The organism is Actinomycetota bacterium (assembly GCA_005888325.1).
GTDB lineage: Bacteria > Actinomycetota > Acidimicrobiia > Acidimicrobiales > AC-14 > AC-14.
In genome coordinates this window covers 1-21,520 of sequence record VAWU01000055.1, presented here as the reverse complement: position 1 = coordinate 21,520, position 21,520 = coordinate 1, and the positions used below count along the sequence as shown (strand labels likewise).

The 21,520-nt window shown below is 70.8% G+C and carries 21 protein-coding genes and 1 pseudogene; 17 read left to right on the top strand and 5 right to left on the bottom strand.

Annotated elements, in window-relative coordinates; translation table 11 throughout:
• The 4 genes and pseudogenes from E6G06_16495 to E6G06_16480 form a co-directional block, all read left to right on the top strand.
• Nucleotides 1-268, top strand: a 268-nt coding sequence (locus E6G06_16495) for an enoyl-CoA hydratase (GenBank protein ID TML88318.1), incomplete at its 5' end; no start/stop codon positions are given.
• A gap of 30 nt (nt 269-298) precedes the next feature.
• Nucleotides 299-1,129: a CoA transferase subunit A gene (locus tag E6G06_16490; GenBank protein TML88317.1), complete on the top strand. Its 831-nt coding sequence runs from the start codon at nt 299-301 to the stop codon at nt 1,127-1,129.
• Nucleotides 1,126-1,866 carry a CoA-transferase gene (locus E6G06_16485; protein ID TML88316.1) on the top strand — a complete coding sequence of 247 codons (741 nt, stop codon included), beginning with the start codon at nt 1,126-1,128 and terminating at the stop codon, nt 1,864-1,866. The genes E6G06_16490 and E6G06_16485 overlap by 4 nt, the downstream gene beginning before the upstream one ends.
• A 73-nt stretch (nt 1,867-1,939) precedes the next feature.
• A pseudogene (locus E6G06_16480) lies at nt 1,940-2,885 on the top strand (nitronate monooxygenase).
• Between the two features lie 78 nt (nt 2,886-2,963).
• Here E6G06_16480 and E6G06_16475 read toward each other — a convergent pair.
• From E6G06_16475 to E6G06_16465, 3 genes are all read right to left on the bottom strand, one after another.
• Nucleotides 2,964-4,124 carry an acetyl-CoA C-acetyltransferase gene (locus tag E6G06_16475; protein ID TML88315.1) on the bottom strand — a complete coding sequence of 387 codons (1,161 nt, stop codon included), beginning with the start codon at nt 4,122-4,124 and terminating at the stop codon, nt 2,964-2,966.
• Nucleotides 4,117-5,307 (bottom strand): lipid-transfer protein, encoded by a 1,191-nt coding sequence (locus E6G06_16470; protein ID TML88314.1) that lies wholly within the window; start codon nt 5,305-5,307, stop codon nt 4,117-4,119. Before E6G06_16470 ends, E6G06_16475 begins: the two co-directional genes overlap by 8 nt.
• A gap of 82 nt (nt 5,308-5,389) precedes the next feature.
• Nucleotides 5,390-5,824 (bottom strand): benzoylsuccinyl-CoA thiolase, encoded by a 435-nt coding sequence (locus E6G06_16465; protein TML88313.1) that lies wholly within the window; start codon nt 5,822-5,824, stop codon nt 5,390-5,392.
• Nucleotides 5,825-5,850: 26 nt separating this feature from the next.
• On the opposite strand from E6G06_16465, the gene E6G06_16460 reads away from it, so the two are divergent.
• The 4 genes from E6G06_16460 (at nt 5,851) to E6G06_16445 (ending at nt 10,988) form a co-directional block, all read left to right on the top strand.
• Nucleotides 5,851-6,969, top strand: a complete 1,119-nt coding sequence (locus E6G06_16460) for an acyl-CoA dehydrogenase (protein TML88312.1) — start codon at nt 5,851-5,853, stop codon at nt 6,967-6,969.
• A gap of 3 nt (nt 6,970-6,972) precedes the next feature.
• A complete protein-coding gene (locus E6G06_16455; protein TML88311.1) occupies nt 6,973-7,968 on the top strand; it encodes an acyl-CoA dehydrogenase in 996 nt (331 codons plus the stop codon).
• A gap of 104 nt (nt 7,969-8,072) precedes the next feature.
• Nucleotides 8,073-10,388 (top strand): hypothetical protein, encoded by a 2,316-nt coding sequence (locus tag E6G06_16450; GenBank protein ID TML88310.1) that lies wholly within the window; start codon nt 8,073-8,075, stop codon nt 10,386-10,388.
• A gap of 90 nt (nt 10,389-10,478) precedes the next feature.
• The gene (locus tag E6G06_16445) at nt 10,479-10,988 is read left to right on the top strand and encodes a carboxymuconolactone decarboxylase family protein (GenBank protein TML88309.1); all 510 of its coding nucleotides are present in this window, start codon (nt 10,479-10,481) and stop codon (nt 10,986-10,988) included.
• A 22-nt stretch (nt 10,989-11,010) separates the two neighbouring features.
• On the opposite strand, the gene E6G06_16440 is transcribed toward E6G06_16445, so the two are convergent.
• Nucleotides 11,011-11,889: an alpha/beta hydrolase gene (locus E6G06_16440; GenBank protein TML88308.1), complete on the bottom strand. Its 879-nt coding sequence runs from the start codon at nt 11,887-11,889 to the stop codon at nt 11,011-11,013.
• A gap of 24 nt (nt 11,890-11,913) precedes the next feature.
• Here E6G06_16440 and E6G06_16435 point away from each other — a divergent pair, with 24 nt between their 5' ends.
• Nucleotides 11,914-12,369, top strand: coding sequence for a hypothetical protein (locus tag E6G06_16435; GenBank protein ID TML88307.1), 456 nt, complete (start codon nt 11,914-11,916; stop codon nt 12,367-12,369).
• Here the strand turns inward: E6G06_16435 and E6G06_16430 are convergent.
• Complete coding sequence (locus E6G06_16430; GenBank protein ID TML88306.1) at nt 12,357-13,172, bottom strand: SDR family oxidoreductase; 816 nt, start codon at nt 13,170-13,172, stop codon at nt 12,357-12,359. The genes E6G06_16435 and E6G06_16430 overlap by 13 nt on opposite strands.
• A 213-nt stretch (nt 13,173-13,385) precedes the next feature.
• On the opposite strand from E6G06_16430, the gene E6G06_16425 reads away from it, so the two are divergent.
• From E6G06_16425 to E6G06_16390, 8 genes are read left to right on the top strand one after another with little or no spacing between them, the layout of a single operon-like run.
• Nucleotides 13,386-14,579 (top strand): LLM class flavin-dependent oxidoreductase, encoded by a 1,194-nt coding sequence (locus E6G06_16425; GenBank protein TML88305.1) that lies wholly within the window; start codon nt 13,386-13,388, stop codon nt 14,577-14,579.
• Entirely contained in the window at nt 14,576-15,373 is a 798-nt protein-coding gene (locus tag E6G06_16420; protein TML88304.1) for an SDR family oxidoreductase, read from the top strand. The genes E6G06_16425 and E6G06_16420 overlap by 4 nt, the downstream gene beginning before the upstream one ends.
• Nucleotides 15,370-16,389 (top strand): GDSL family lipase, encoded by a 1,020-nt coding sequence (locus E6G06_16415; protein ID TML88303.1) that lies wholly within the window; start codon nt 15,370-15,372, stop codon nt 16,387-16,389. The genes E6G06_16420 and E6G06_16415 overlap by 4 nt, the downstream gene beginning before the upstream one ends.
• 2 nt (nt 16,390-16,391) lie before the next feature.
• On the top strand, nt 16,392-17,303 hold the full coding sequence (locus E6G06_16410) for an IclR family transcriptional regulator (protein ID TML88302.1): 912 nt from the start codon (nt 16,392-16,394) through the stop codon (nt 17,301-17,303).
• Nucleotides 17,279-17,611, top strand: coding sequence for an EthD family reductase (locus E6G06_16405; GenBank protein TML88301.1), 333 nt, complete (start codon nt 17,279-17,281; stop codon nt 17,609-17,611). The genes E6G06_16410 and E6G06_16405 overlap by 25 nt, the downstream gene beginning before the upstream one ends.
• Before the next feature lie 20 nt (nt 17,612-17,631).
• Nucleotides 17,632-18,420: an SDR family oxidoreductase gene (locus tag E6G06_16400; GenBank protein ID TML88300.1), complete on the top strand. Its 789-nt coding sequence runs from the start codon at nt 17,632-17,634 to the stop codon at nt 18,418-18,420.
• Nucleotides 18,417-18,746, top strand: a complete 330-nt coding sequence (locus E6G06_16395; GenBank protein ID TML88299.1) for a hypothetical protein — start codon at nt 18,417-18,419, stop codon at nt 18,744-18,746. Before E6G06_16400 ends, E6G06_16395 begins: the two co-directional genes overlap by 4 nt.
• The gene (locus E6G06_16390) at nt 18,737-20,749 is read left to right on the top strand and encodes an acyl-CoA dehydrogenase (GenBank protein ID TML88298.1); all 2,013 of its coding nucleotides are present in this window, start codon (nt 18,737-18,739) and stop codon (nt 20,747-20,749) included. The genes E6G06_16395 and E6G06_16390 overlap by 10 nt, the downstream gene beginning before the upstream one ends.
• Nucleotides 20,750-21,520 lie beyond the last annotated feature (771 nt).

Sequence of the window (21,520 nt, the reverse complement as noted above, 5' to 3'; positions counted from 1 at the left end):
TGCCGAGCTCCACCAGTACGGATCGGTGTTGCGGGTGGTGTCGCGCGACGAGCTGCGCGCCGCGGCGCGCGAGGTGGCGGGGGAGATCGCGTCGAAGAGCCCGACCGTGATCAGGCGGGCCAAGGAGTCGCTCAACGGCATCGATCCCGTCGACGTGAAGCGCAGCTACCGCTTCGAGCAGGGCTTCACGTTCGAGCTCAACCTTTCGGGAGTAGCCGACGAGGCCCGGCAGGCGTTCGTCGAAAAGCGCGACGCCGACTTCTCCTGATGACCGACTTCTCCGTATGACCGACCTCTCATGACCGACAAGCGGATGACGGAGGCCGACGTCGTGGCCGAGCTGCGCGACGGCATGACGATCGGCATCGGCGGGTGGGGGTCACGGCGCAAGCCCATGTCGCTCGTGCGGGCCATCCTGCGTTCGCCGTTGCGCGACCTCACCGTCGTGTCCTACGGCGGTCCCGACGTCGGCATGCTCTGCGCCGCGGGGAAGGTTCGCAAGGCGGTTTACGGCTTCGTGTCCCTCGACTCCATCCCGCTCGAGCCCCAGTTACGCGTCGCCGGCCAGCAGGGTGCGATCGAGGCCGTCGAGCTCGACGAAGGCATGCTGCAGTGGGGCCTGTACGCGGCCGCGCTCCGGCTCCCCTTCCTCCCCACCCGTGCCGGCCTGCACTCGGGCGTCATCGACATCAACCCGCAGCTGCGCACCGTGCGCTCGCCCTACGACGACGGCGAGGAGCTGGTGGCCGTGCCCGCCATCGCGCTCGACGTGGCGCTCGTGCACATGAATCGGGCCGACGCGAGCGGGAACGGCCAGTACCTCGGACCCGACCTCTACTTCGACGACCTGTTCTGCATGGCGGCCCGCCGCCGCTTTCTGTCGTGCGAGCGCATCCTCACCACCCACGCGCTGCTGACCGAAGGATCGGTGCACACGTTGCGCATCAACCGCATGATGACCGACGGTGTCGTCGAGGCGCCGAACGGAGCCCACTTCACCTCGTGTGACCCCGATTACGGACGGGACGAGGCGTTTCAGAAGGAGTACGCGTCCACGGATTGGAGCGAGTTCAAGGCCCGCTACATCGACGTCGACGAGGCCGAGTACCGCCGGCTGGTGACCCGGTGACCGGCGGCGTCTCGCTCGCCGAGATCTGTGTCGTCGCGTGCGCCGAGGTGTGGCGGGGCGATGGCGAGGTGTTGGCCAGCCCCATCGGCATCGTCCCCACGATCGGCGCCCGTCTGGCGAAGGCCACGTTCGAGCCCGACCTGTTGGTCACCGACGGCGAGGCGCTCGTCGTCGCCAATCCGCTGGCGGTCGGCGCAGGCCGGCACGAGAAGGTCGTCGAGGGCTGGATGCCCTACCGCTCGGTCTTCGACGTGGTCTGGTCGGGCCGGCGCCACGTGATGATGGGCGCCACCCAGATCGACCGGCACGGCAACCAGAACATCGCCTGCATCGGCGAGTGGGCACGACCCAAGGCGCAGCTGCTCGGGGTGCGCGGCGCGCCGGGCAACACCGTCAACCACGCCACGAGCTACTGGGTGCCGAACCATTCGACGCGTGTGTTCGTCGAACATGTCGACTTCGTATCAGGCGTCGGCTACCCGTCGCCGACGCCCTTCCACGAGATCCGCCGGGTGGTGAGCAGCAAGGGCGTGTTCGACTTCGAGACGTCGGACCGCACCATGCGTCTGCGCTCGTTCCACCCCGGCGTGTCCGTCGACGACATCGTCGCGGCGACCGGCTTCCCGCTGGTCGTGGACGACGCCGTACAGGAGACGCGCCCGCCCACCGACGACGAGCTCCGCTTGATCCGAGAGGCGCTCGACCCCGGCGACCTGCGTGGCGCCGAGGTGCGGTGACCGCGTGAAGGGGCCGCTGCACACCCGTTTGTGCGACCTGCTCGGGGTGGAGTACCCGATCGTGCAGACCGGCATGGGCTGGGTGGCGGGGCCCCGCCTGGTCGCGGCCACGAGCAACGCGGGTGCCCTCGGCATCCTGGCGGCAGGCACCATGACGTTCACCGAGCTGCGCGCGGCCGTGGCCGAGGTGAAGGCGCGAACCGACGAGCCCTTCGGAGTGAATATGCGCGCCGACCAGGCCGACGTCGTCGACCGCGTCGACCTGGTGGTCAAGGAAGGCGTGCGGGTTCAGGGACGGAGGCGTCGTCGTCATCCCGTCGATCGGCGCCAAGCGCCACGCGGAGAAGGTGGCCGCGTGGGGCGTCGACGCGGTGCTCGTGCAGGGGGGCGAGGGCGGCGGTCACACGGGCCAGGTGCCGACCTCGCTGCTGCTGCCCCAGGTGGTGGACGTGCTCGACATCCCCGTGATCGCGGCCGGCGGCTTCTTCGACGGCCGCGGCCTCGTGGCCGCGCTCGCCTATGGGGCGAGTGGTGTCGCCATGGGCACGCGCTTCCTGCTCACCCGCGACAGCACCGTGCCCGACGCGGTGAAGCAGGCCTATCTCTCCAAGTCGGTCACCGACACGATCGTCACGACCCAGGTCGACGGTGTGCCCCACCGGGTGCTGCGCACCGAGTTCGTCGACCGGCTGGTGCGCTCGCGACCGGCGACGAGCCTGCCGCGGGCGGTGCGCAACGCCCTCGCGTTCCAGCGGCTGTCGGGCACCCCGTGGCGCGCGATCCTGCGTGAGGGGCTCGCCATGAAGCGCTCGCAGGAGCTCACCTGGAGCCAGGTGGTCATGGCCGCGAACACGCCCATGCTGCTCAAGGCGGCCATGGTCGACGGCCGCCCCGACCTCGGCGTGATGTCGAGCGGCCAGGTCGTCGGCGTCATCGACGACCTCCCGTCGGTCGCCGAGCTCGTCCAGCGGATCATCGCCGAGGCCGAGGCCACGCTCACCCGCCTCACCGCGCCCTGACCCCAGCTCACACGCGCTTCTTGGTGCGCTCAACCCCCGCGACGGTGGTTGAGCGCACCAAGGACGCCGCCCGCGGGGTCAGTCGAGGCGTTCGATGATCGTGACGTTGGCCTGGCCGCCGCCTTCGCACATGGTCTGCAGGCCGTAGCGACCGCCCGTGCGCTCGAGCTCGCAGAGGAGCGTGGCCATGAGGCGGGTGCCGGTGGCGCCGAGGGGGTGGCCGAGGGCGATGGCGCCGCCGTTGACGTTGACGCGGGCAAGATCGGCGCCCGTCTTCTTCTGCCACGCGAGCACCACGGAGGCGAACGCCTCGTTGATCTCGATCCGGTCGATGTCGTCCAGCGTCATGCCCGCCCGCTGCAGCGCGTAGGCGGTGGCGGGGATCGGCGCGGTCAGCATGTAGATGGGGTCGGCGCCCCGGCACGAGAGGTGGTGCACCCGCGCCCTCGGCTTCAACCCGTGCGTGCGCACGGCCGCCTCCGACGCGACAAGCACGGCCGAGGCGGCGTCGGAGATCTGGCTCGACACCGCCGCGGTCAGCCGGCCGCCCTCCACCAACGTGCGCAGGGACGCGATCTTGGCCCGGTCGGGCTCGCGGGGGCCCTCGTCGCGCGTGACGCCGGCGAGCGGCACGATCTCGCGGTCGAAGCGGCCCTCCTCGGTGGCCCGGATGGCGCGGAGGTGTGACTCGGCCGCGTACGCCTCCATGTCGTCGCGCGAGATCGCCCACTTCTCGGCGATGAGCTCGGCGCCGCGGAACTGCGACACCTCCTGGTCGCCGTACCGCGCCCGCCAGCCCTCGGACCCCGAGAACGGGTCGGTGAACCCGAACTGCTCGGCGACGGTCATGGCCGACGCGATCGGGATCATGCTCATGTTCTGCACGCCGCCGGCGACGATGAAGTCGTTGGTGCCGCTCATCACCGCCTGGGCGGCGAAGTGCAGCGCCTGTTGCGACGATCCGCACTGGCGGTCGATCGTCGTGCCGGGGACCTCCTCCGGCATCCCGGCCGCGAGCCACGCGGTGCGCGCGATGTCGCCGGCCTGGGGACCGATGGCGTCGACGCATCCGAGGAACACGTCGTCGACCGCGAGCGGATCGACCTCGTTGCGGTCGAACAGCGCGCGGATCACGTGGGCGCCGAGGTCGGCCGGGTGCACCGCGCGGAGGCCGCCGCCGCGCCGGCCGACCGGCGTGCGCACCGCGTCGATGAGGTACGCCTCGGCGCGCTCAGACACGCGCGATCACCGACGATCCGTGACCGAACAGGCCCTGGTTGACGGTGAGCCCGACGCGTGCCCCCTCGACCTGGCGGCCGGTCGCCTCTCCCCGCAACTGCCAGGTGAGCTCGCACACCTGGGCGATGGCCTGGGCGGGGACCGCCTCGCCGAAGCACGCCAGCCCACCGCTGGGGTTCACCGGGATGCGTCCGCCGATGGTGGTGTCACCGTCGTTGAGGAGGCGCTCGGCCTCGCCCTCCTTGCAGAGGCCGATGTTCTCGTACCAGTCGAGCTCCAGCGCCGACGAGAGGTCGTACACCTCGGCCAGGTCGAGGTCGTCGGGCCCGATGCCCGCCTCCGCGTATGCGGCGTCGGCGATCGAGTCGCGGAACGACGCCTCGGGCAGGGCCACGCCGCACGCGGAGTCGGTTGCGAAGTTAGGCATCTCGATGACCGTGTTGGGGAACCGCGGGGTGACGGTGGAGACCCCGGCGATGGTGACGGGCTTCGACGTGTGCCGCCGGGCGAAGGCCATGCTCGTGACGACGAGCGCGGCACCACCGTCGCTCGTGGCGCAGATCTCGAGCAGCCGCAGGGGATCGGCAACGACCGGAGAGGCGAGCACCTCGTCCTCGGTGACCTCCTTGCGGTAGCGCGCTCTGGGGTTGTCCAGCCCGTGGCGTGCGTTCTTGACCTTGACGCGCGCGAAGTCGCGCTCGGTGGCGCCGTAGACCTCCATGCGCCGGCGGGCGTAGAGCGCGAAGTACGTCGGGTTGGTGGCGCCGAGCAGGCGAAATCGCAGCCAGTCGGGGTCGTCGGGACGGTCGCCGCCGACGGGCGCGAAGAAGCCCTTGGGGGCGGCGTCGGCACCGACCACGAGAGCGACGTCGCACAGCCCCGCCAGGATGTGGGCACGCGCGGTGCCGAGCGCGCTCGCCCCCGAGGCACACGCGGAGTAACAGCTCGCGACACGCGCCCCCGACCAGCCGAGCGCCTGCGCGAACGTCGCTCCGGAGATGAAGCCGGGGTAGCCGTTGCGGATCGTGTCGGCGCCCGACACGAACTGCACGTCGGTCCACGTCAGCCCCGCGTCGGCCAGGGCGTCGCGCGCCGCGGCCACGCCGTACTCGACGAAGTTGCGTCCCCACTTGCCCCACGGGTGCATGCCGACCCCGAGGACCGCGATGTCGCGCTCGCTCATCGGTTCACCGTGCCTCGTTCCTCGGCCGGTGCACCGATCTGCCACATTGGAGCTGCCCTCCTCGCTGCGCTGCGGTGCTCGCTCATACCGGCTGCCATTTCCAGACCAGGTAGGCGTTGTCGTCGTCCTCGTAGAGGGTCTCGAGCACGAGCTCGACCTCCTGCCCGACACGCAGGTCGTCGACCGAGGCGCCGCCGGCGAGCTGGCCGAGCACCACCATCTTCTCCTCCGCCAGTTCGACCGCAGCGATGGCGTAGGGCTCGAACGGGTCGGGCGACATGTACGGAGGGGGCGGCTGATAGCGGTTGTCGGTGAACGACCACACCCTGCCGCGCCGGCTGAGCGGCACCTCCTCGAGCTCGGTGCCGTCGCAGGCCGGGTTGCGGCAGAAGCGCGACTCGCGCGGGAAGAAATAGGTGCCGCACGTCGTGCAACGGGTGCCGAGGAGCGCGGGTGCCGCGGGATCGGCGGTGAACCATCCCTCGACGGCCGCCACCTGCGTCTTGGCCGGGCTCATCGGCGAAGTCTAACGTCCCGTCAGAAATGGACCTCCGGTACACCGCCGAGGAGGACGCCTTCCGGCAGGAGGCGCGCGCGTGGCTCGAGGTCAACATCCCGCGCGAGCCACTCGCCTCGATGGACACGGCTACCGGCTTCGAGCAGCACCGCCTCTGGGAGCGCACGCTGTACGACGGCGGCTGGGCCGCGGTCTCGTGGCCGGTCGAGTACGGCGGTCGCGGCGCCGACCTCGTGCAATGGCTCATCTTCGAGGAGGAGTACTGGCGGGCCGGCGCGCCCGGCCGGGTGAACCAGAACGGCGTGTTCCTCCTCGGCCCGACGATCATGGAGTTCGGCACCGACGCGCAGAAAGCCGAGCTCCTGCCGCGCATGGCGTCGGGCGACGACATCTGGTGCCAGGGCTGGTCGGAGCCCGACGCGGGCAGCGACCTGGCCGGCATCCGCAGTCGGGGTGCGCGCGAGGGCGACGAGTGGGTGCTGACCGGCCAGAAGACGTGGTGCTCGCGCGGCGCGTTCGCCGACTGGATGTTCGGGATCTTCCGCACCGATCCCGAGTCCGAGCGCCATCGGGGCCTCACGTTCATCCTCGTTCCCCTCGACACCGAGGGCATCACCGTGCGCCCCATCGCGCAGCTCGACGGCGAGACCGGCTTCGCGGAGGTCTTCCTGGAGGAGGCACGGGTACCCGTGGCCAACACCCTCGGCGAGGAGGGCAGGGGTTGGGCCGTCGCCATGGGGACGGCCGGCTTCGAGCGGGGCGTCAGCCTGCGCAGTCCTGCCCGCTTCGTGTCGACGGCCCGTCGCCTCGTCGAGCTGTACCGGGCAGCGCCGGCTGCACAGGAGCGCGACGCCGTCACGCGCGCCTGGATGGACGCGGAGGCATACGCGCTGCACACGCAGTGGACGGTGTCGCGCCTCCTCGCGGGGGGCACGATCGGTGCCGAAGCCAGCCTCAACAAGATCTTCTGGTCGGAGATGGACCTGCGGATGCACGAGACGGCACTGCGTCTGCTCGGCGAGCGACACGACGAGGGCTGGCTCGACGGCTTCCTGTTCTCGCTGTCGGGCCCCATCTACGCGGGTACGAACGAGATCCAGCGCAACGTGATCGCCGAGCGCGTCCTCGGGCTCCCGCGGAGCTGACCCGTGCGCTTCCAGTTCACCGACGACCAGACGCTGTTCCGCGCCGCTGTGCGCGAGCTGCTCGAGAAGGAATGTCCGCCCGCACACGTGCGCGCCATGTGGGAGTCGGCCTCCAGTTACTCGCCCGAGCTGTGGGAGAAGCTCGCGCAGATGGGCGTGGTGGGCCTCACCGTGCCCGAGGAGCACGGCGGCATGGGACTCGACGAGGTCGACCTTGTCCTGATCCTCGAGGAGACGGGCCGCGCCGCGGTGCCGGACCCAGTCGTCGAGACGACCGCGGTCGGGGCCCCGCTGTTACGCGACATCGGTGCGCTCGACCGGCTCCCGCGTGATGGCGTCGTGACCGTCGGTCTCGATGCGCTGCCCCACGTGGCCGGCGCCGATGTCGCCGCCCTCCTGGTGCTCCAACGCGACGACGAGCTGCACGCGCTCACGCGCGCGGCGGTGGAGCTGACCCGGCAGCCGTCACTCGACGGGGCGCGGCGCCTCTTCACGGTCACGTGGCAGCCGGCGGACGGCACCCGTGTCGCCACCGGCGACGACGCGATCCGCGCGGCCGCGCTCGCGTTCGACCGGGGCGCCCTCGCTGCCGCCGCGCAGCTGCTGGGTGTCGCCGACCGGCTCATCGAGATGGCCGCCGACCACGCGCGTCAGCGCGAGCAGTTCGGCCGGCCCATCGGCTCCTTCCAGGCGGTGAAGCACCATCTGGCCAACGCGCTGCTGGCCCTGGAGTTCGCCCGGCCCGTCACCTATCGGGCCGCGTTCTCGGTCGCCACCGATGACGACGAGCGCGCGACCCACGTCTCGATGGCCAAGGCGTACGCGTCGGACGCGGCCGCGCTCGCGGCGCGCACCGCGCTCCAGGTGCACGGTGCGATCGGCTACACGTGGGAGCACGACCTGCACCTCTGGATGAAGCGGGCGTGGGCCCTGGCCGCGGCGTGGGGTGACCCCTCGTGGCACCGGGCGCGCGTCGCCGACGCCCTCCTCTCGCGTTGAGCCGACGCGTCGAGAGTGGTGTCCGTTTTGCGCGCGCCGGGGTCGGTCGGTGCTAGACAGGCCTTCGACTCAACGGGGTGGTCTCGCTGGGGAAAGGGACATCCGTGCGAAAGCTCTCGCTGTCTGCGTTCATCTCGGTCGTCGTCGTTTCGGCGGGGCTGGCGTTCGTGCCCGGCACCGCCCTTGCCAGCAGCACCGTCGTGGTGACCGGCCCCGATGTCGGCACTGTCCCGACGAAGCACTGGGGCCTGGCCAGCCAGGCGGGTGCGTATACCACCGGGTTCGTCACCGGCCCGGCGGTACCTCCGGCGGGAGCCGGCAGCCTGCGCCTCAGCGTCACGGGCGCCACCGGCCACATCTCGGTCTACAACTACGACCACGGCGTGGCCTTCGCGGGGCCCGACGTGATGCTCTCCGACATCGACGCGCTCGGCTACTCGACCTACCGCGACGGCAGCTCGACGCAGCCCGGAGTCGTCCCGTCGTACAACATCGAGATCGACCCCGACGGCCCCTCGACCACGAGCGGGTTCTCGACGCTGGTGTGGGAGCCCGCCAACAACGGCGGCGGCATCGTCGACAACACCTGGCAGACATGGGACGCGTACAACGGGGGCGCCGGCATCTGGTGGTCGACACAGGCGATCCCCGGCGTGTGCGCCGTCTCTTGCTACGTGCCGTGGAGCACGATCGTGGCCAACAACCCGAACGCGACCGTCAAGTTCGGCCTCGGCCCCAACTTGGGATCGGGCCTCAGCGGGTTCTCCGGCAACGTCGACGCGCTGAAGCTCGGCGTCTCCGGTAACACGACCACCTACGACTTCGAACCCGCCGTGTGCACGACCGTCTGCTACGTGGACGGCGTCCACGGCGACGACAACAACGGCGGCACTGCGCCCGCGGACGCCAAGAAGACCATCCAGGCGGGCGTCAACGCGGTCACCCCCGGCGGGACGGTCAACGTGGCCGCTGCGACCTACACCGAGCAGGTCACGATCATCAAGGCGCTGACGCTCACCGGTGCCGGCTCCGGCGTCACGACCGTGCAGGCGCCGGGCACGCTGGCCGACTCGACCTGCCTGCCGCCCACCAACGGCAAGAAGGCGATCGTCGACGTCTGCGCGCCCTCGGCCACGGTCACGATGTCGGGCTTCAAGGTCTCCGGGCCCGGGCCCGGCACCTGCAACAGCCTCCACTACGGCATCGCCGTCACGGGCGCCGCCACCTTGAACCTCAGCTCGTCGACCGTCACCAAGATCCGCGACGAGCCCTTGGGCGGCTGTCAGAACGGCGTCGGGATCCTCGCGGGCCGCAGCGCGAACTCCACGACGGGCACCCTCAATGCGACGGGCGTCACCGTCACCGACTACCAGAAGGGCGGCATCGTCTTCGACAACGCCGGCTCGGGAGGGTCGGTCACGAGCAGCGTGGTCACCGGCGTCGGCAACACGTCCGCGATCGCGCAGAACGGCGTCCAGGTCAGCGGCGGCGCCACCGCGACCCTGACCGGCAACACGATTTCCGGCAACCAGTGCGACCATCCCAGCTGCGGTCCCGATTCCCTGACCCAGACACAGGACGCGGGTGTGCTGCTCTTCCAGGCCGGCGCGGGCACCGTCGTGAGCAGCAACAACGTCAACAACAACGACATCGGCGTCTACAACTTCTCCACCGGCGCCGTCACGATCAACAGCAACACCGTCGCCAACAACCGCTTCGAGGGGATCTTCCTCGACGAGGGCACTGCCAACGTCACGAACAACGACGTCGGGGCGGTGAGCAACATCGGCGTGATGGCCGTCTCCTTCACCGGGGCCGCGGGCAACTCCACCGGCACCCTGACGGGGAACAACATCCACGGCACCGGCGTCGCCGTCCAGGTGATCGACGACGACCTCAGCGACTCGTTCATCCCCGACGTGTCAGGGATGTCGAACCAGCTCGCGGGCAACTTCTACGGCATCGACAACCAGACCGCGAAGAACCTCCTCTTCAAGAAGAACTGGTGGGGGAGTGCGACCGGCCCGTCTGACTGGTCGATCGGCACCGGCACCGGGGTCTCACAGAACGTGCGGTTCTTCCCGTGGAGCACCAATGCCGCGTCGACCACGTTCCAGGTGTGCACGATCGTGGGCACCAACTCGCCCGACACGCTCAACGGCACCGCCGGCAACGACATCATGTGCGGCAAGGGCGCCGACGACACGTTGAACGGCCTGGGCGGCAACGACCTGCTCATCGGCGACGCGGGCAACGACATCCTCGTCGGTGGTCCGGGTGACGACGCCATCCTCGGCACGAGCGGCAACGACACGCTCAAGGGCGGTCAGGGCAACGACTCGCTGCAGGGCGGCCCCGGCACCGACACGTGCCAGGACCCGAACCCGTTCCACTTCGCTACGTGCGAGAACGGGCCCTGATCACTTGACGGGTGTGCGGGCCGGCCGCCGCGGTGGCCGGCCCGCTTCCACCTGGTTGCCACGTGCAGGCGGAGCCGCGATGCTTCGCCCATGGCGAGGATCGAGCTGCCGGCGGGTGAGGGGCCCGACATCGTGCGCGCGCTGTCACTGCGACCGGAGCTGGCGCAGGCGGTGGCCGCCTACGACCAGGCGGTGTGGAACAGCGGGCTCGACTGGCGGCTGCACGAGCTCGTCCGCATGCGCATCGCCCAGCTCAACGAGTGCACGGTGTGCCTGTCGTGGCGGACGCCGCAGGCGGTCGAGGCGGGCGCGACCGAGGCGCTCCTCGTCGGGGTGCATCGCGCGTCGGAGAACGACGACTACACCGCGGCCGAGAAGGTCGCCATCGAGTACGCGGAGCGGTTCTGCACCGACTCGGCGCGGATCGACGACGACCTGATGAGCCGGCTGCGGGAGCAGCTCGACTCGGGCGCGGTGGTCGAGCTCACCCTGGTGATCGCCAAGTACCTCGCCTTCGGGCGCTTCATGCAGGTCCTGGGCCTCGACCAGACGTGTACGTTGCACTTCGATGACGACGGCGCAGTGGTGAGCGCGTCGTAGCCGATCGGCCTGTCGCGGTCGCTCAGCGTTTCAAGTCGGCGAGGAAGTAGCGCAGCGCGTTGTTGAGCACGTCGGCCCGTTCCCACTGGAGGAAGTGGCCAGCCCCGGGCACGACGAACGGGCCGATGCACTCGGTGAAGGCGACCGCGCACTTGTCCGGGAAGTTGGGCCAGATGACGTGGTCGTCGGGACCGTAGAGGACGAGCGTCGGCACGTCGCTCCGCTCGAAGAGGCGCGGCGCCTCCGACAGACCGCGTGCGCCGCACGCCACCTCGTACGCGCCCCAGCTGGCGCGCAGATGATCGACGTCGGCGAAGGGCTCGGTCATGAAGTCGACGTCGTCGGGCGTGAACGTTCCCGGCGCGGCCCAGAGCCGATGGCCGTAGAAGTCGGCGATGTAGGCGCGCCGGCGGGCGGGCGTGTCGAGCTCGGTCAACAACGCGTCGGCATCGCGGCCCTGCCGCAGGAAGTAGTCGGCCGTCGGCCGCATCGAGCGGTCGGGGTCGGGGGCGATGCCGGCCTCGCGGTAGACGTCGCCCAGCTCCGGGGTGATCGTGTTGAAGATGCACTGTCGCGCGACGAACCCGGGGAAGCGCAGCGACAGGTCTTGCGTCGCGCACTCGTCGTGGCCCAGCACGTCGTGCACCAGTCGGTAGACGTCGTGCGCGAAGACCGCGGGGTCGTAGAAGCCGTCGGGCGCGAGGCCCGAGTCGCCGTAGCCGCGCAGGTCCGGGACGATGACCTCGAACCCGGCGTCGGCGAGGGGCGCGATGTTGCGCCACCAGATCCGCTTCGTCTCCGGATAGCCGTGCACGAGCAGGAGCGGGTAGCCGCCTTCGCCCTCCCGCACGTACGCGAGATGCAGGCCATCGGCGACCGGCGCGTGCTCGACGGCGAACATCGACGCAGTCCTACCATGCGGGCGATGGCGAGATGGGGCGAGTTCGAGGCGGCGATGCCGGAGATGGCCGCCGAGGGCCGCAAGCTCCTGTACCAGTTCGGGCTGGGCCTCGGCTTCCTCGCGACCATCCGCCCCGACGGAGGTCCCCGGCTGCACCCGATGTGCCCGATCCTCGCCGAGGGCGGACTGTGGGCGTTCATCGGTGAATCGCCGAAGCTCGGAGACCTGCGGCGTGACGGCCGCTACGCCCTGCATTCGTTCCCGTCGGAGAAGGTCGACGACGAGCTGTACGTGACCGGCCGGGCGGTCGAGATCACCGCCCCCGACGTCATCGCGGCGGTGCGCGCCGCGTACGGCGCGCCGATCCAGACCGACGACGAGGTGCTCTTCGAGCTCCACCTCGAGCGCGCGCTCTGGGCCAGGTACGGGCCGCGGCCTTCGTGGCCACCGGTGTACACGCGCTGGGCTCAGGGCTCGTAGTTGCCGCTCGGCCCCTTGTGCCACCCCGACGCGGCGAAGGTCCCGCCGTCGAGATGGATGGTCGTGCCGGTGACGAAGCGCGAGAGGTCGCCGGCGAGGAAGACGGCCGCGGCCGCGGCGTCGTCGACGTGGCCCAGGCCGAGCGGCACCTTGGCGCCGTAGTCGCCGACCCCGCCCGCGTGCACGGCCTCGGCCAGGCCGGCGTCGCCCTCGGTGGGGATGGCGTCGGGCGCGATGCAGTTCACGCGCACGCGGCGGTCGGCCAGCTCCAGGGCCAGCGTCTTGGTGAGGCTCTCGACGGCCGCCTTCATCGCGGCGTAGATCCCGAACCCGGGTGCGGCGCGGAAGGCCTCGATCGACGTGACGTTGATGATGGAGCCTCCGCGCGGCGGGGGAGGCATCAGCGGCACGCAGCCACGGATGAAATGGGTGACGCTCGTGAAGTTCTCGTCGACGAGCGCGGCCTGGCCCTTGGCGCGCACGTCGAGGAACGACGACCAGAAGCCGCCCCCCGCGTTGTTGACGAGGATGTCGATGGGGCCCAGGCCGGCATCCACCTCGGCGAGCCAGTGCGACACCGCGTCACCGTCGCGCACGTCGAGCACGCCGGTGAGCGCTCGTCGCCCAGTGGCCTCGATCGCCCCCGCGGTCGTGGCCAGTCCGTTCTCGTTGCGGTCGCACACGGCCACGTCGGCGCCGTACGCGGCGAAGGCGCACGCGATTGCGGCGCCGATGCCCTGCGCCGCGCCGGTCACGACGGCGTTGCGGCCTGCGAGCGACGGCGTCGAGGGATCGACGGGCACGGGCCCCATTATGAGACGCACGTCGAAGATCCGGCCCAGGTGCGTGCGGCTTGTCGCTGGGGCCTGATCGAGGGGCCGCTCGACACGATCGGTTGACACTCCGTCAGATCGGGGCGTAGCGTCACGTTTGCAATCGCGATCTAGCGTTCGCTATCGCAAACACTCGTCTCCTGGCAAGCAGCAAGCACCCGCCACCACACCGAGGGGTAGCCCGTGAAACTCGACGTGCTGTACGAGGTCGACGTCCCCAAGCCCTGGCCCGGGCCCCATCCGTGGGGCCAGCGCCAGGCGGAGCAGCAGGCATACAAGGAGGCGCTCGAGCAGATCAGGCTCGCCGACAAGCTGGGCTTCCACACCACCTGGCACGTCGAGCACCACTTCCGCGAGGGGCGGTCGCACTCGCCGGCGCCCGAGGTCATCATCGGCGCGCTCTCGCAGTGCACCGAGCAGATCCGCCTCGGGTTCGGCGTCACGCTCATGCCGCACGCGTTCACCCCGCCGATGCGCGTGGCCGAGAAGGTGGCGACGGCCGACGTCCTGTCCGGGGGCCGCGTCGAGTGGGGCACCGGCCGGTCGACCCCGATGGAGCAGATCGCCTTCGGCGTCGACCGTGAGGCCAGCCGGGAGCAGTGGCAGGAAGCCATCCAGGCCGTCGTCGGCATGTGGGAGAGCGAGTACTTCGAGTACCACGGCAAGTACCTCGACTTCCCCAAGCGCATGGTGACCCCGAAGCCCGTGCAGGACCCGCACCCCCCCTGCTGGATGGCCGCCACGAGCGACGGGAGCGCGGCCGTGGCGGGAAGCCTCGGCCTCGGCCTGCTGTCGTTCTCGATCCTGCAGCCCATCCAGAAGATGGCGAAGCACATCGAGCAGTACCGCACCGCGGCCGAGTCGCCGACGCCGATCACACGCGTGACGACCAACAAGGTGGCGGCCTACACGCTCGTCCACTGCGCGGAGACGATGGACCAGTGCGAGGCCAACGGCATCTGGGACTCGGTGTGGTGGTGGTACAAGAACCTCGCCGAGTTCACGCTCGAGTGGGAGATGCCCCACTTCACCCAGGCGGAGAAGGACAAGATCTTCCCGCTCCTGAGGATGCAAAAGGACGGCGACTTCGACCCCAAGATCTTCAACGACGCCGACATGATCGTGGTCGGCGATCCGGAGCAGTGCCTCGAGAAGATGCTGAAATACGAGGCCCTCGGCGTCGACCAGCTCATCTGCTACGTGCAGTTCGGCCACCTGTCGCATGAGTCGGTCATGCGCACGATCGAGATCCTCGGCAAGGAGATCATCCCCGAGCTCGACAAGCGCGACCGCGAGCGCAACGGCAAGACCGAGGCCACGCCGGCGCGCGCCCAACGGGCGGACGACCTCGAGGCCGCGAAGGGCATGATCGATTGACGCGCACGGATGACTCCGCCGTCCCCGACTACCCGTCGCGGCTGCGTCTCGACGGTCGGGGGTTCGTCGTCATCGGGGCCGGGCAGGGCATCGGCCGGCAGGCCAGCCACGCGCTGACGTCGGTCGGGGCGCGGGCGTTCTGTGTCGACAAGGACGCCGATCTCGCGGACGACATCGCCAAGGAGGTCGGCGGCGTGGCCTGGTCGGGCGACGCCACGCGTCGCGCCGACGCCGAGCGACTGTTCGCCGACGCGGAGGCCACGCTGGGTCGCATCGACGGCGTCGTCGACATCGTCGGCATGGCCCGCTACGCCTCGCTCGTCGACGTCGACGACGAGGGCTGGGACTGGCACTTCGACATCGTGCTGCGCCACGCCTGGTTGGCCATGCAGCTCGGCGCGAAGCGGATGGCCGCGACCGGCGGTGGGTCGATGGTGTTCGTCGCGTCGGTGTCGGGCATCACCGCGGCGCCGATGCATGCGGCCTACGGCGCGGCCAAGGCGGGGCTCATGGCGCTCGTGAAGTCGGCGGCGGTCGAGCTCGGGCCCGCGCAGATCCGCGTCAACGCGGTGGCGCCGGGCGTGGTGTGGACGCCGCGGGTGTCCGCCTACCTCGGCGACGACGGGCGGGCGCGCAACAGCGAGAACGCGCCGCTGCGCCGGGTCGCGCTGCCCGAGGACATCGCCTCGGCGCTGCTGTTCCTCGTGTCCGACCTGGCCGGCTACGTGACGGGTCAGACCCTCGTCGTCGACGGCGGCGTCGGCGCCAAGTTCCCGTACCCGATGGCGCAGTGAGCCCGCGGCCGGCGCGGCCCGAGCAGCCGGAGCCGTTCCTGCGCGGTTGCCGGTTCGCGGCGGCGCCCGGGGTGCCGTACCCGCGGGCGGACGGGCGCGACTTCACCCGACTGCCGATCGACACGTGGGGCACCGCGCAGGTCCCGGCGACCGTGCGGCTCGAGCTGGTCGGCGACGCGGAGGCGGTCGAGATCGCCTACCGCACGGAGACGGAGGACCTCGGCTACCGGGGCGACGGGGCGGGCACCACGTTCGCGCTGTGGCGCGACGGCGCCCAGGTGGCGGAGGAGAAGGCGGTGCTCGGCGAAGGCGCGGTGCGACTGGCGATGCGCGCTCCCGGCCTCGACGCAACCGGCGAGCGCGCCATCGTGTACCTGCCCGAGGGCATGCGGCCGACGGTGCTGTCGATCGACGGTGTCGGTGGCACCGTCGAGCCCGCACCGCCACAGCATCGTTGGGTCGCGTACGGCGACTCGATCGCGGAGGGCTGGGTGGCGTCGGGCCCGAGCGGGGCCTGGCCTGCGATCGCGGGGCGCACTCACCGGCTCGACGTCTGCAACATGGGTTACGCGGGCTCGGCGAGGGGTGAGATCGTCTCGGCCGAGCACGTGGCGACGCTCGACGCCGACGTCATCTCGATCACGCACGGCACGAACTGCTGGACGCGGATCCCGTTCAGCGTCGAGATGATGCGGGCGGGCACCGCTGCCTTCATCGACGTCGTGCGCCAGGGCCACCCCGAGACGCCGATCGTGGTGTCCAGCCCGGTCGTGCGGCCCGACGCGGAGGCCACACCCAACCGGCTCGGTGCCACGCTCGCCGACCTGCGAGCGGTGATGGAGGAGGTCGCGCAGGCGCGTGTCGACGCCGGCGACAAGCGACTCACCCTCGTGCCGGGGGGCGACATCATCGGGCCCGAGTTGCTGGCGGACGGCATCCACCCGGGTGACGAGGGCCACCGGGTGCTCGCCGAGGTGATTGGCGGAGCCGTGCGCGACGCGTTGGACCGGAGCTGAGCATGGCCCGCCCGGCGCCCGCCATCGGTCGCACGATCGCGCTGCTCAACTTCCTCACCGCGCACCCCGACGAGACCTTCAGCCTGTCGGAACTGGCCCGTCGCCTCGACATCAACAAGGCCACGGCCCACGCCATGCTCCTCACGCTCACCGAGGCGGGCTATCTGCTGCGCCATCCGGCGACGAAGTCGTTCACGCTCGGGCCCGCGCTCATCTCGGTGGGGAACGCAGCGGCGGGTCGGCAGTTCGAGGTGGTCGACTACGCGCGGGACGAGATGCGGCGCCTGAGCGACGAGCTCGGGGTGCAGTGCGTGGCGAGCGCCGCCATCGGCGAGGAGATCGTGCTGTTGGGTCGCAGCGGCGATCCCGAGCCGCTCGGGCTCAGCGTGCAGGTGGGGCAGCGGCTGCCGCTCGTCCCCCCGTTGGGCACCGTGTTCCTCGCCTGGTCGGGTCCCGACGAGATCGACCGCTGGCTGCGTCACCTCGGCCCGGGCGCGGCTGACGAGCAATTGGCGCGTTACCGCCAGGCGGTGGCTGCGGTGCGCCGGCGGGGCTACTCCATCGGGCTCGACGCCTCCCGTGCGCCTGTGCCACCGGGCCCGAGGCCGCTGCGCGACGCGGCCGCGCAGGTCGTCGCCGAGGTGCCCCACGAGGAGTACATCCTGCTCGAGCTCGAGCGCTCGGCGTCGTACCGGCTGAGCCACATCGCCGCACCCGTCTTCGGCGCGGACGGGCGCGTCGCGCTCGCGCTCACCCTCATGGGCTTCCGCCACCAGCTCACCGCCGAGCAGGTGCCGGAGCACGCCGAGCGCCTGCGCGCCGCGACCCGAGCGGTCACCGAGGCCGTGCACGGCCGGGATCCCGCACAGCCAGAGAAGGAGGATCCGGCATGGTCAAGCTCATCTGCTTCGTGAGGCGCAGGCCGGGGATGGAGGCCGAGGAGTTCCACCGCTACTGGCGCGAGGTGCACGGCCCGCTCGTGGCGTCGACCAAGAGCGGCGGCCACGCGCTGCGGTACGAGCAGAACCACCGCGTGCGCGCGCACTGGGACCAGCAGGGATACGACGGCGTCACCGAGCAGTGGTTCCGCTCGGTCGACGACTTCTTCGCCTCGTTGCAGGAGGACGACTACCACCTGATCGAGGAGGACATCGCCAAGTTCATCGACGTCGACAGCCTCGAGTGGATGATCGCCGAAGAAGCGGAGGTGATAGTCGGTTGAGCTCCGGAGGTGATCGTCGGGTGAGCGGCGACGTGCTCGATGTCTTCCGCCTCGACGGGAGGGTCGCCGTGGTGACCGGCGCGGGCAGCGGCATCGGCCGCGCCACCGCGAACGCGCTGGCCGGTGCCGGGGCGGCGGTGGTGTGCGCCGACATCGACCTGGCCGCCGCGGAGGCGACGGCGCGAACAATCGAAGGTCGCGCGGTACGCACCGACGTGTCGAGTCGCGCCGAGGTCGAAGAGCTCGTCGCCGGCGCGGTCTCCGACCTCGGGCGTCTCGACGTCATGTGCAACGTGGCCGGGATCATCCACCAGAGCACCGTCGTCGACACCGACGAGGCCGACCTCGATCGGGTGATGGCGGTCAACCTCAAAGGTGTGTTCTTCGGGTGTCAGGCCGCGGCGCGGGTGATGATCGACCAGGGCCGCGGCAGCATCGTCAACATGGCGTCGGGTGCCATCGACACGCCCGCGCCCGGCCTCGTCTGCTACGCGATGGCCAAGGCCGCGGTCGCCCAGATGACGAAGACGCTCGCGGTCGAGGTGGCGCGCCAGGGTGTGCGTGTGAACGCGATCGCGCCGGGCTTCATCGTCACCAACATGACGGCGCGTCATTTCACCAATCCCGACGGCACGGTCGACGAGGAGCGCAAGGAGGCGGCGCTCGCGCCCATGCGCCGGCGCACACCGCTCGGCGTACTCGGCGAGCCCGACGACATCGCCCTCGCCGTGCTCTACCTCGCCTCCGACGCGTCGAAGTTCGTCACCGGCCAGGTGCTGCGGCCCAACGGGGGAGTGTCGATGCCGTGATCGTCTCTGTCGACCTCACCACCACACCGCCCGCGATCGGGCTCGACCAGCCCGACGACTGCAAGCGTTTCCACGTTGTAGCCCGTGTCGCGGCCAACGGTGGAGCCGACCCCGACCGGCTGACGCGGGTGCTCGCCGACCACGCGGTGGGCCGGCTCGACGGTGACGACGCCTGGGTGCAGGTCGAGGCGGTGCGCGGGCTGGCCGCGGGACGGGTGGGCGCGGGCTGGGAGAACGACTTCGCGGCCATGCTCGCGTTCGCGCGCGACAAGGGCTGGCTCGACGCGTCGGGGAAGGCGATCCGGGCCCACGTCGAGTGGAGCTGACCGAGGAGCAGCTCGCCCTGCAACGGGCGTTCGCGTCGTTCTTCGCCACGGAAGCGACACCGGAGCGGGTGCGCGCCGCCGAGCCGCTCGGCTTCGACGGGTTGCTGTGGTCGCGGGTGCAGGAGCTCGGCGTGCCTTCCATGGGCCTCGCGGCGGGGCTGGTCGACCTGGCGGTGGTGGCCGAGACCGCGGGCCGTCATCTCGCGCCCGTGCCCGTCGTCGAGAGCCTGGTCGCCACCCGCCTCCTCGGCATCGACGATGGCACCCTCGCCACGATCTCCCTCCGGCCCGCTGGCCGGCTGGTGCCCGCGGGTGCCGTCGCCGACGCGGTCGTCGCGCTCGACGGTGAGGAGCTGGTCGTCGTGCGGTCGCCGCCACCCCGCACCGCGCCCGCGAACCTCGGGTCGGCCCCCGTCGCCGACCGCGACCTCGGTGCGGGTGAGCGCACGGTGCTCGTGCGCGGCGAAGAAGCCCACGAGCGGTTCGAGCGGGCGCTCGACGAATGGCGCGTGCTCACCGCGGCCGCGCTGGTGGGCCTGGCCCAGGGCGCGCTCGACGTCGGCGTCGCCTATGTGAAGGAGCGCCGGCAGTTCGGCGTGCCCATCGGCTCGTTCCAGGCCGTGCAACACCGGCTGGGCGACGCGGCCACCGCGGTCGACGGCGGGCGCCTGCTCGCGTACGAAGCGGCGCGCTCGGCCGAGCCCGTGCTCGCGTCGATGGCCTACGTGTTCGCGGCCGAGGCCGCCCAGGAGGCCGCGGCCGCATCGCTGCACGTGCACGGCGGCTACGGCTTCATGCTCGAGTACGACATCCAGCTGTTCTTCCGGCGGGCCAAGGCGTGGTCGCTTGCGGCCGGCGACCCCCGGCTCGAGCACCAGCGCATCGCGGCGCTCGGCTTCCTGCCGGAGGACCCGCCCGACCCGCGTCGCGACGAGGTTCGGGCGTTCGTGGCCGAGCATCTCACGCACGAGGTCGTCGAGCGGGTGCACGCGACCGGCACGGTGCACGACTGGGGCTTCCACCGGGCACTGGCGGCGAAGGGCTGGCTGCAGGGCGAGGGCCGCGACCCGGTGGTCGTCGACGAGTTGACGCGCGCCGGCGCGCCGATGGACGGGTCGGGCACGTCGATGCTCGTGGCGCGCACGCTCGAGCTCGTCGGCACGGACGCCCAGCGGGCCGAGGTGGTGCCGCGGATCCACGGCGGCGAGATCCTCGTCTGCCTCGGCTACAGCGAGCCCGACTCGGGCTCCGACGTCGCCGCCGCGAAGACCCTTGCCCGGCGCGACGGTGACGAGTGGGTCGTGAGCGGCCAGAAGATGTTCACGACCCTCGCCCACGAGTCCGCCTACGTGTTCCTGCTCACGCGCACCAACACCGGCGTGGCGAAGCACCGGGGGCTCACCATGTTCCTCGTGCCGATGGACTCGCCGGGCATCGAGGTGCGGGCCATGGGCAGCCTGGGCGGCGAGCGCACCAACGTGACGTTCTACAACGACGTGCGGGTGCCCGACACCGCGCGTGTGGGTGAGGTCGACGGTGGCTGGGACGTCATGGCGGTGGCCCTCGCGTTCGAGCGCCAGCCCGCCGCGAACGGCGAGACCCGCCGCCTCCTCGAGCGGGCCGTGGGGTGGGCGCGCGAGAACGGCACGATCGACGACCCGGTTGCCCGCGACCGACTCGCGCGCGTCGCGGTCGACGTCGAGGTCGGCCGTCTCCTCGGCGCGCGGCTCGCCTCGCGCGCGACACAGCCGGCGCTGCCGATCGTCGAGGGCTCCATGGCCAAGCTCTTCACCTCGGAGGCGTTCCAGCGGGCCGCCTCCGACCTGCTCGACCTGCTGGGTGCCGAAGGCGTGCTGCAACACGGGGAGGCGGACGCGCCCGTCGAAGGCTGGATCGAGCACGCCCACCGGCACGCGGCGGTCATGACGATCTACGCAGGTGCGAGCGAGATACAGCGCTCGATCATCGCCGAACGCGGCCTGGGCCTGCCGCGATCGCGCTGAGCCTCACTTCTTGTCGTAGCCAGCCGTCCTCGAGACCATTCCCACCCGTTGTTGTGGCAGTTGATCGGAGCAAAAGAGCGCAGTGGCTCTCGCTGAGCTTTGGAGCGGTGACCCCTCTCGAGCGCGACTCGAAGCCGGTTGTCGGCGGCCATCGGCGTCAAGGATGCGCCTCGTAGAGAGTGCGCGCTCCTGGAGTCGAGGAACCCTATCCGCGGCCCGAGCGGCGGTTCTGCGCTCCGATGGCCTTTGTCTCGCTTGCGGCCCGCTCGGGATCTTCAGGCTGGCGGACGTCCGAGCCGTGCGGCGAGCCGCCTCACTCCCCGTACCGCCCATGCGACAAGTGCGACGGGCGGACTGACCAATTCAAGCGCCGCCCGACGGCGTGTGGTCTTAGTTGCGAAGTCGCTCCTCATGTCTCTGGACAGTTTTCGACCGCGGAGATATCCGAGCACCATCATCGCGACGAGGAAAACCGCAAAGACCACGATCACGTCCATCAGATCTCGCCTTCATCGGTCGGCGTCCGCACCATCACAGATTGCCTGATCCGGAAGCGCCGAGGGGCATCTCTGAAGGAGTGGGGCCGGTCAAGTGGAGACTGGTCTTGATTGGCTTTGGAAGTAGTCGTCGTTCTCGCACATGCAGGCGCGCGTCAAGGCGACGGGTCCAGTGACGCGCCCGCAGCGAAGCGTGGACGAACGACCTTGACGCCGGCGCCGGGTGGCGCAGGATCAGCGACGAGGACGAGGACGATTCAGTTGTTGCCCGCGG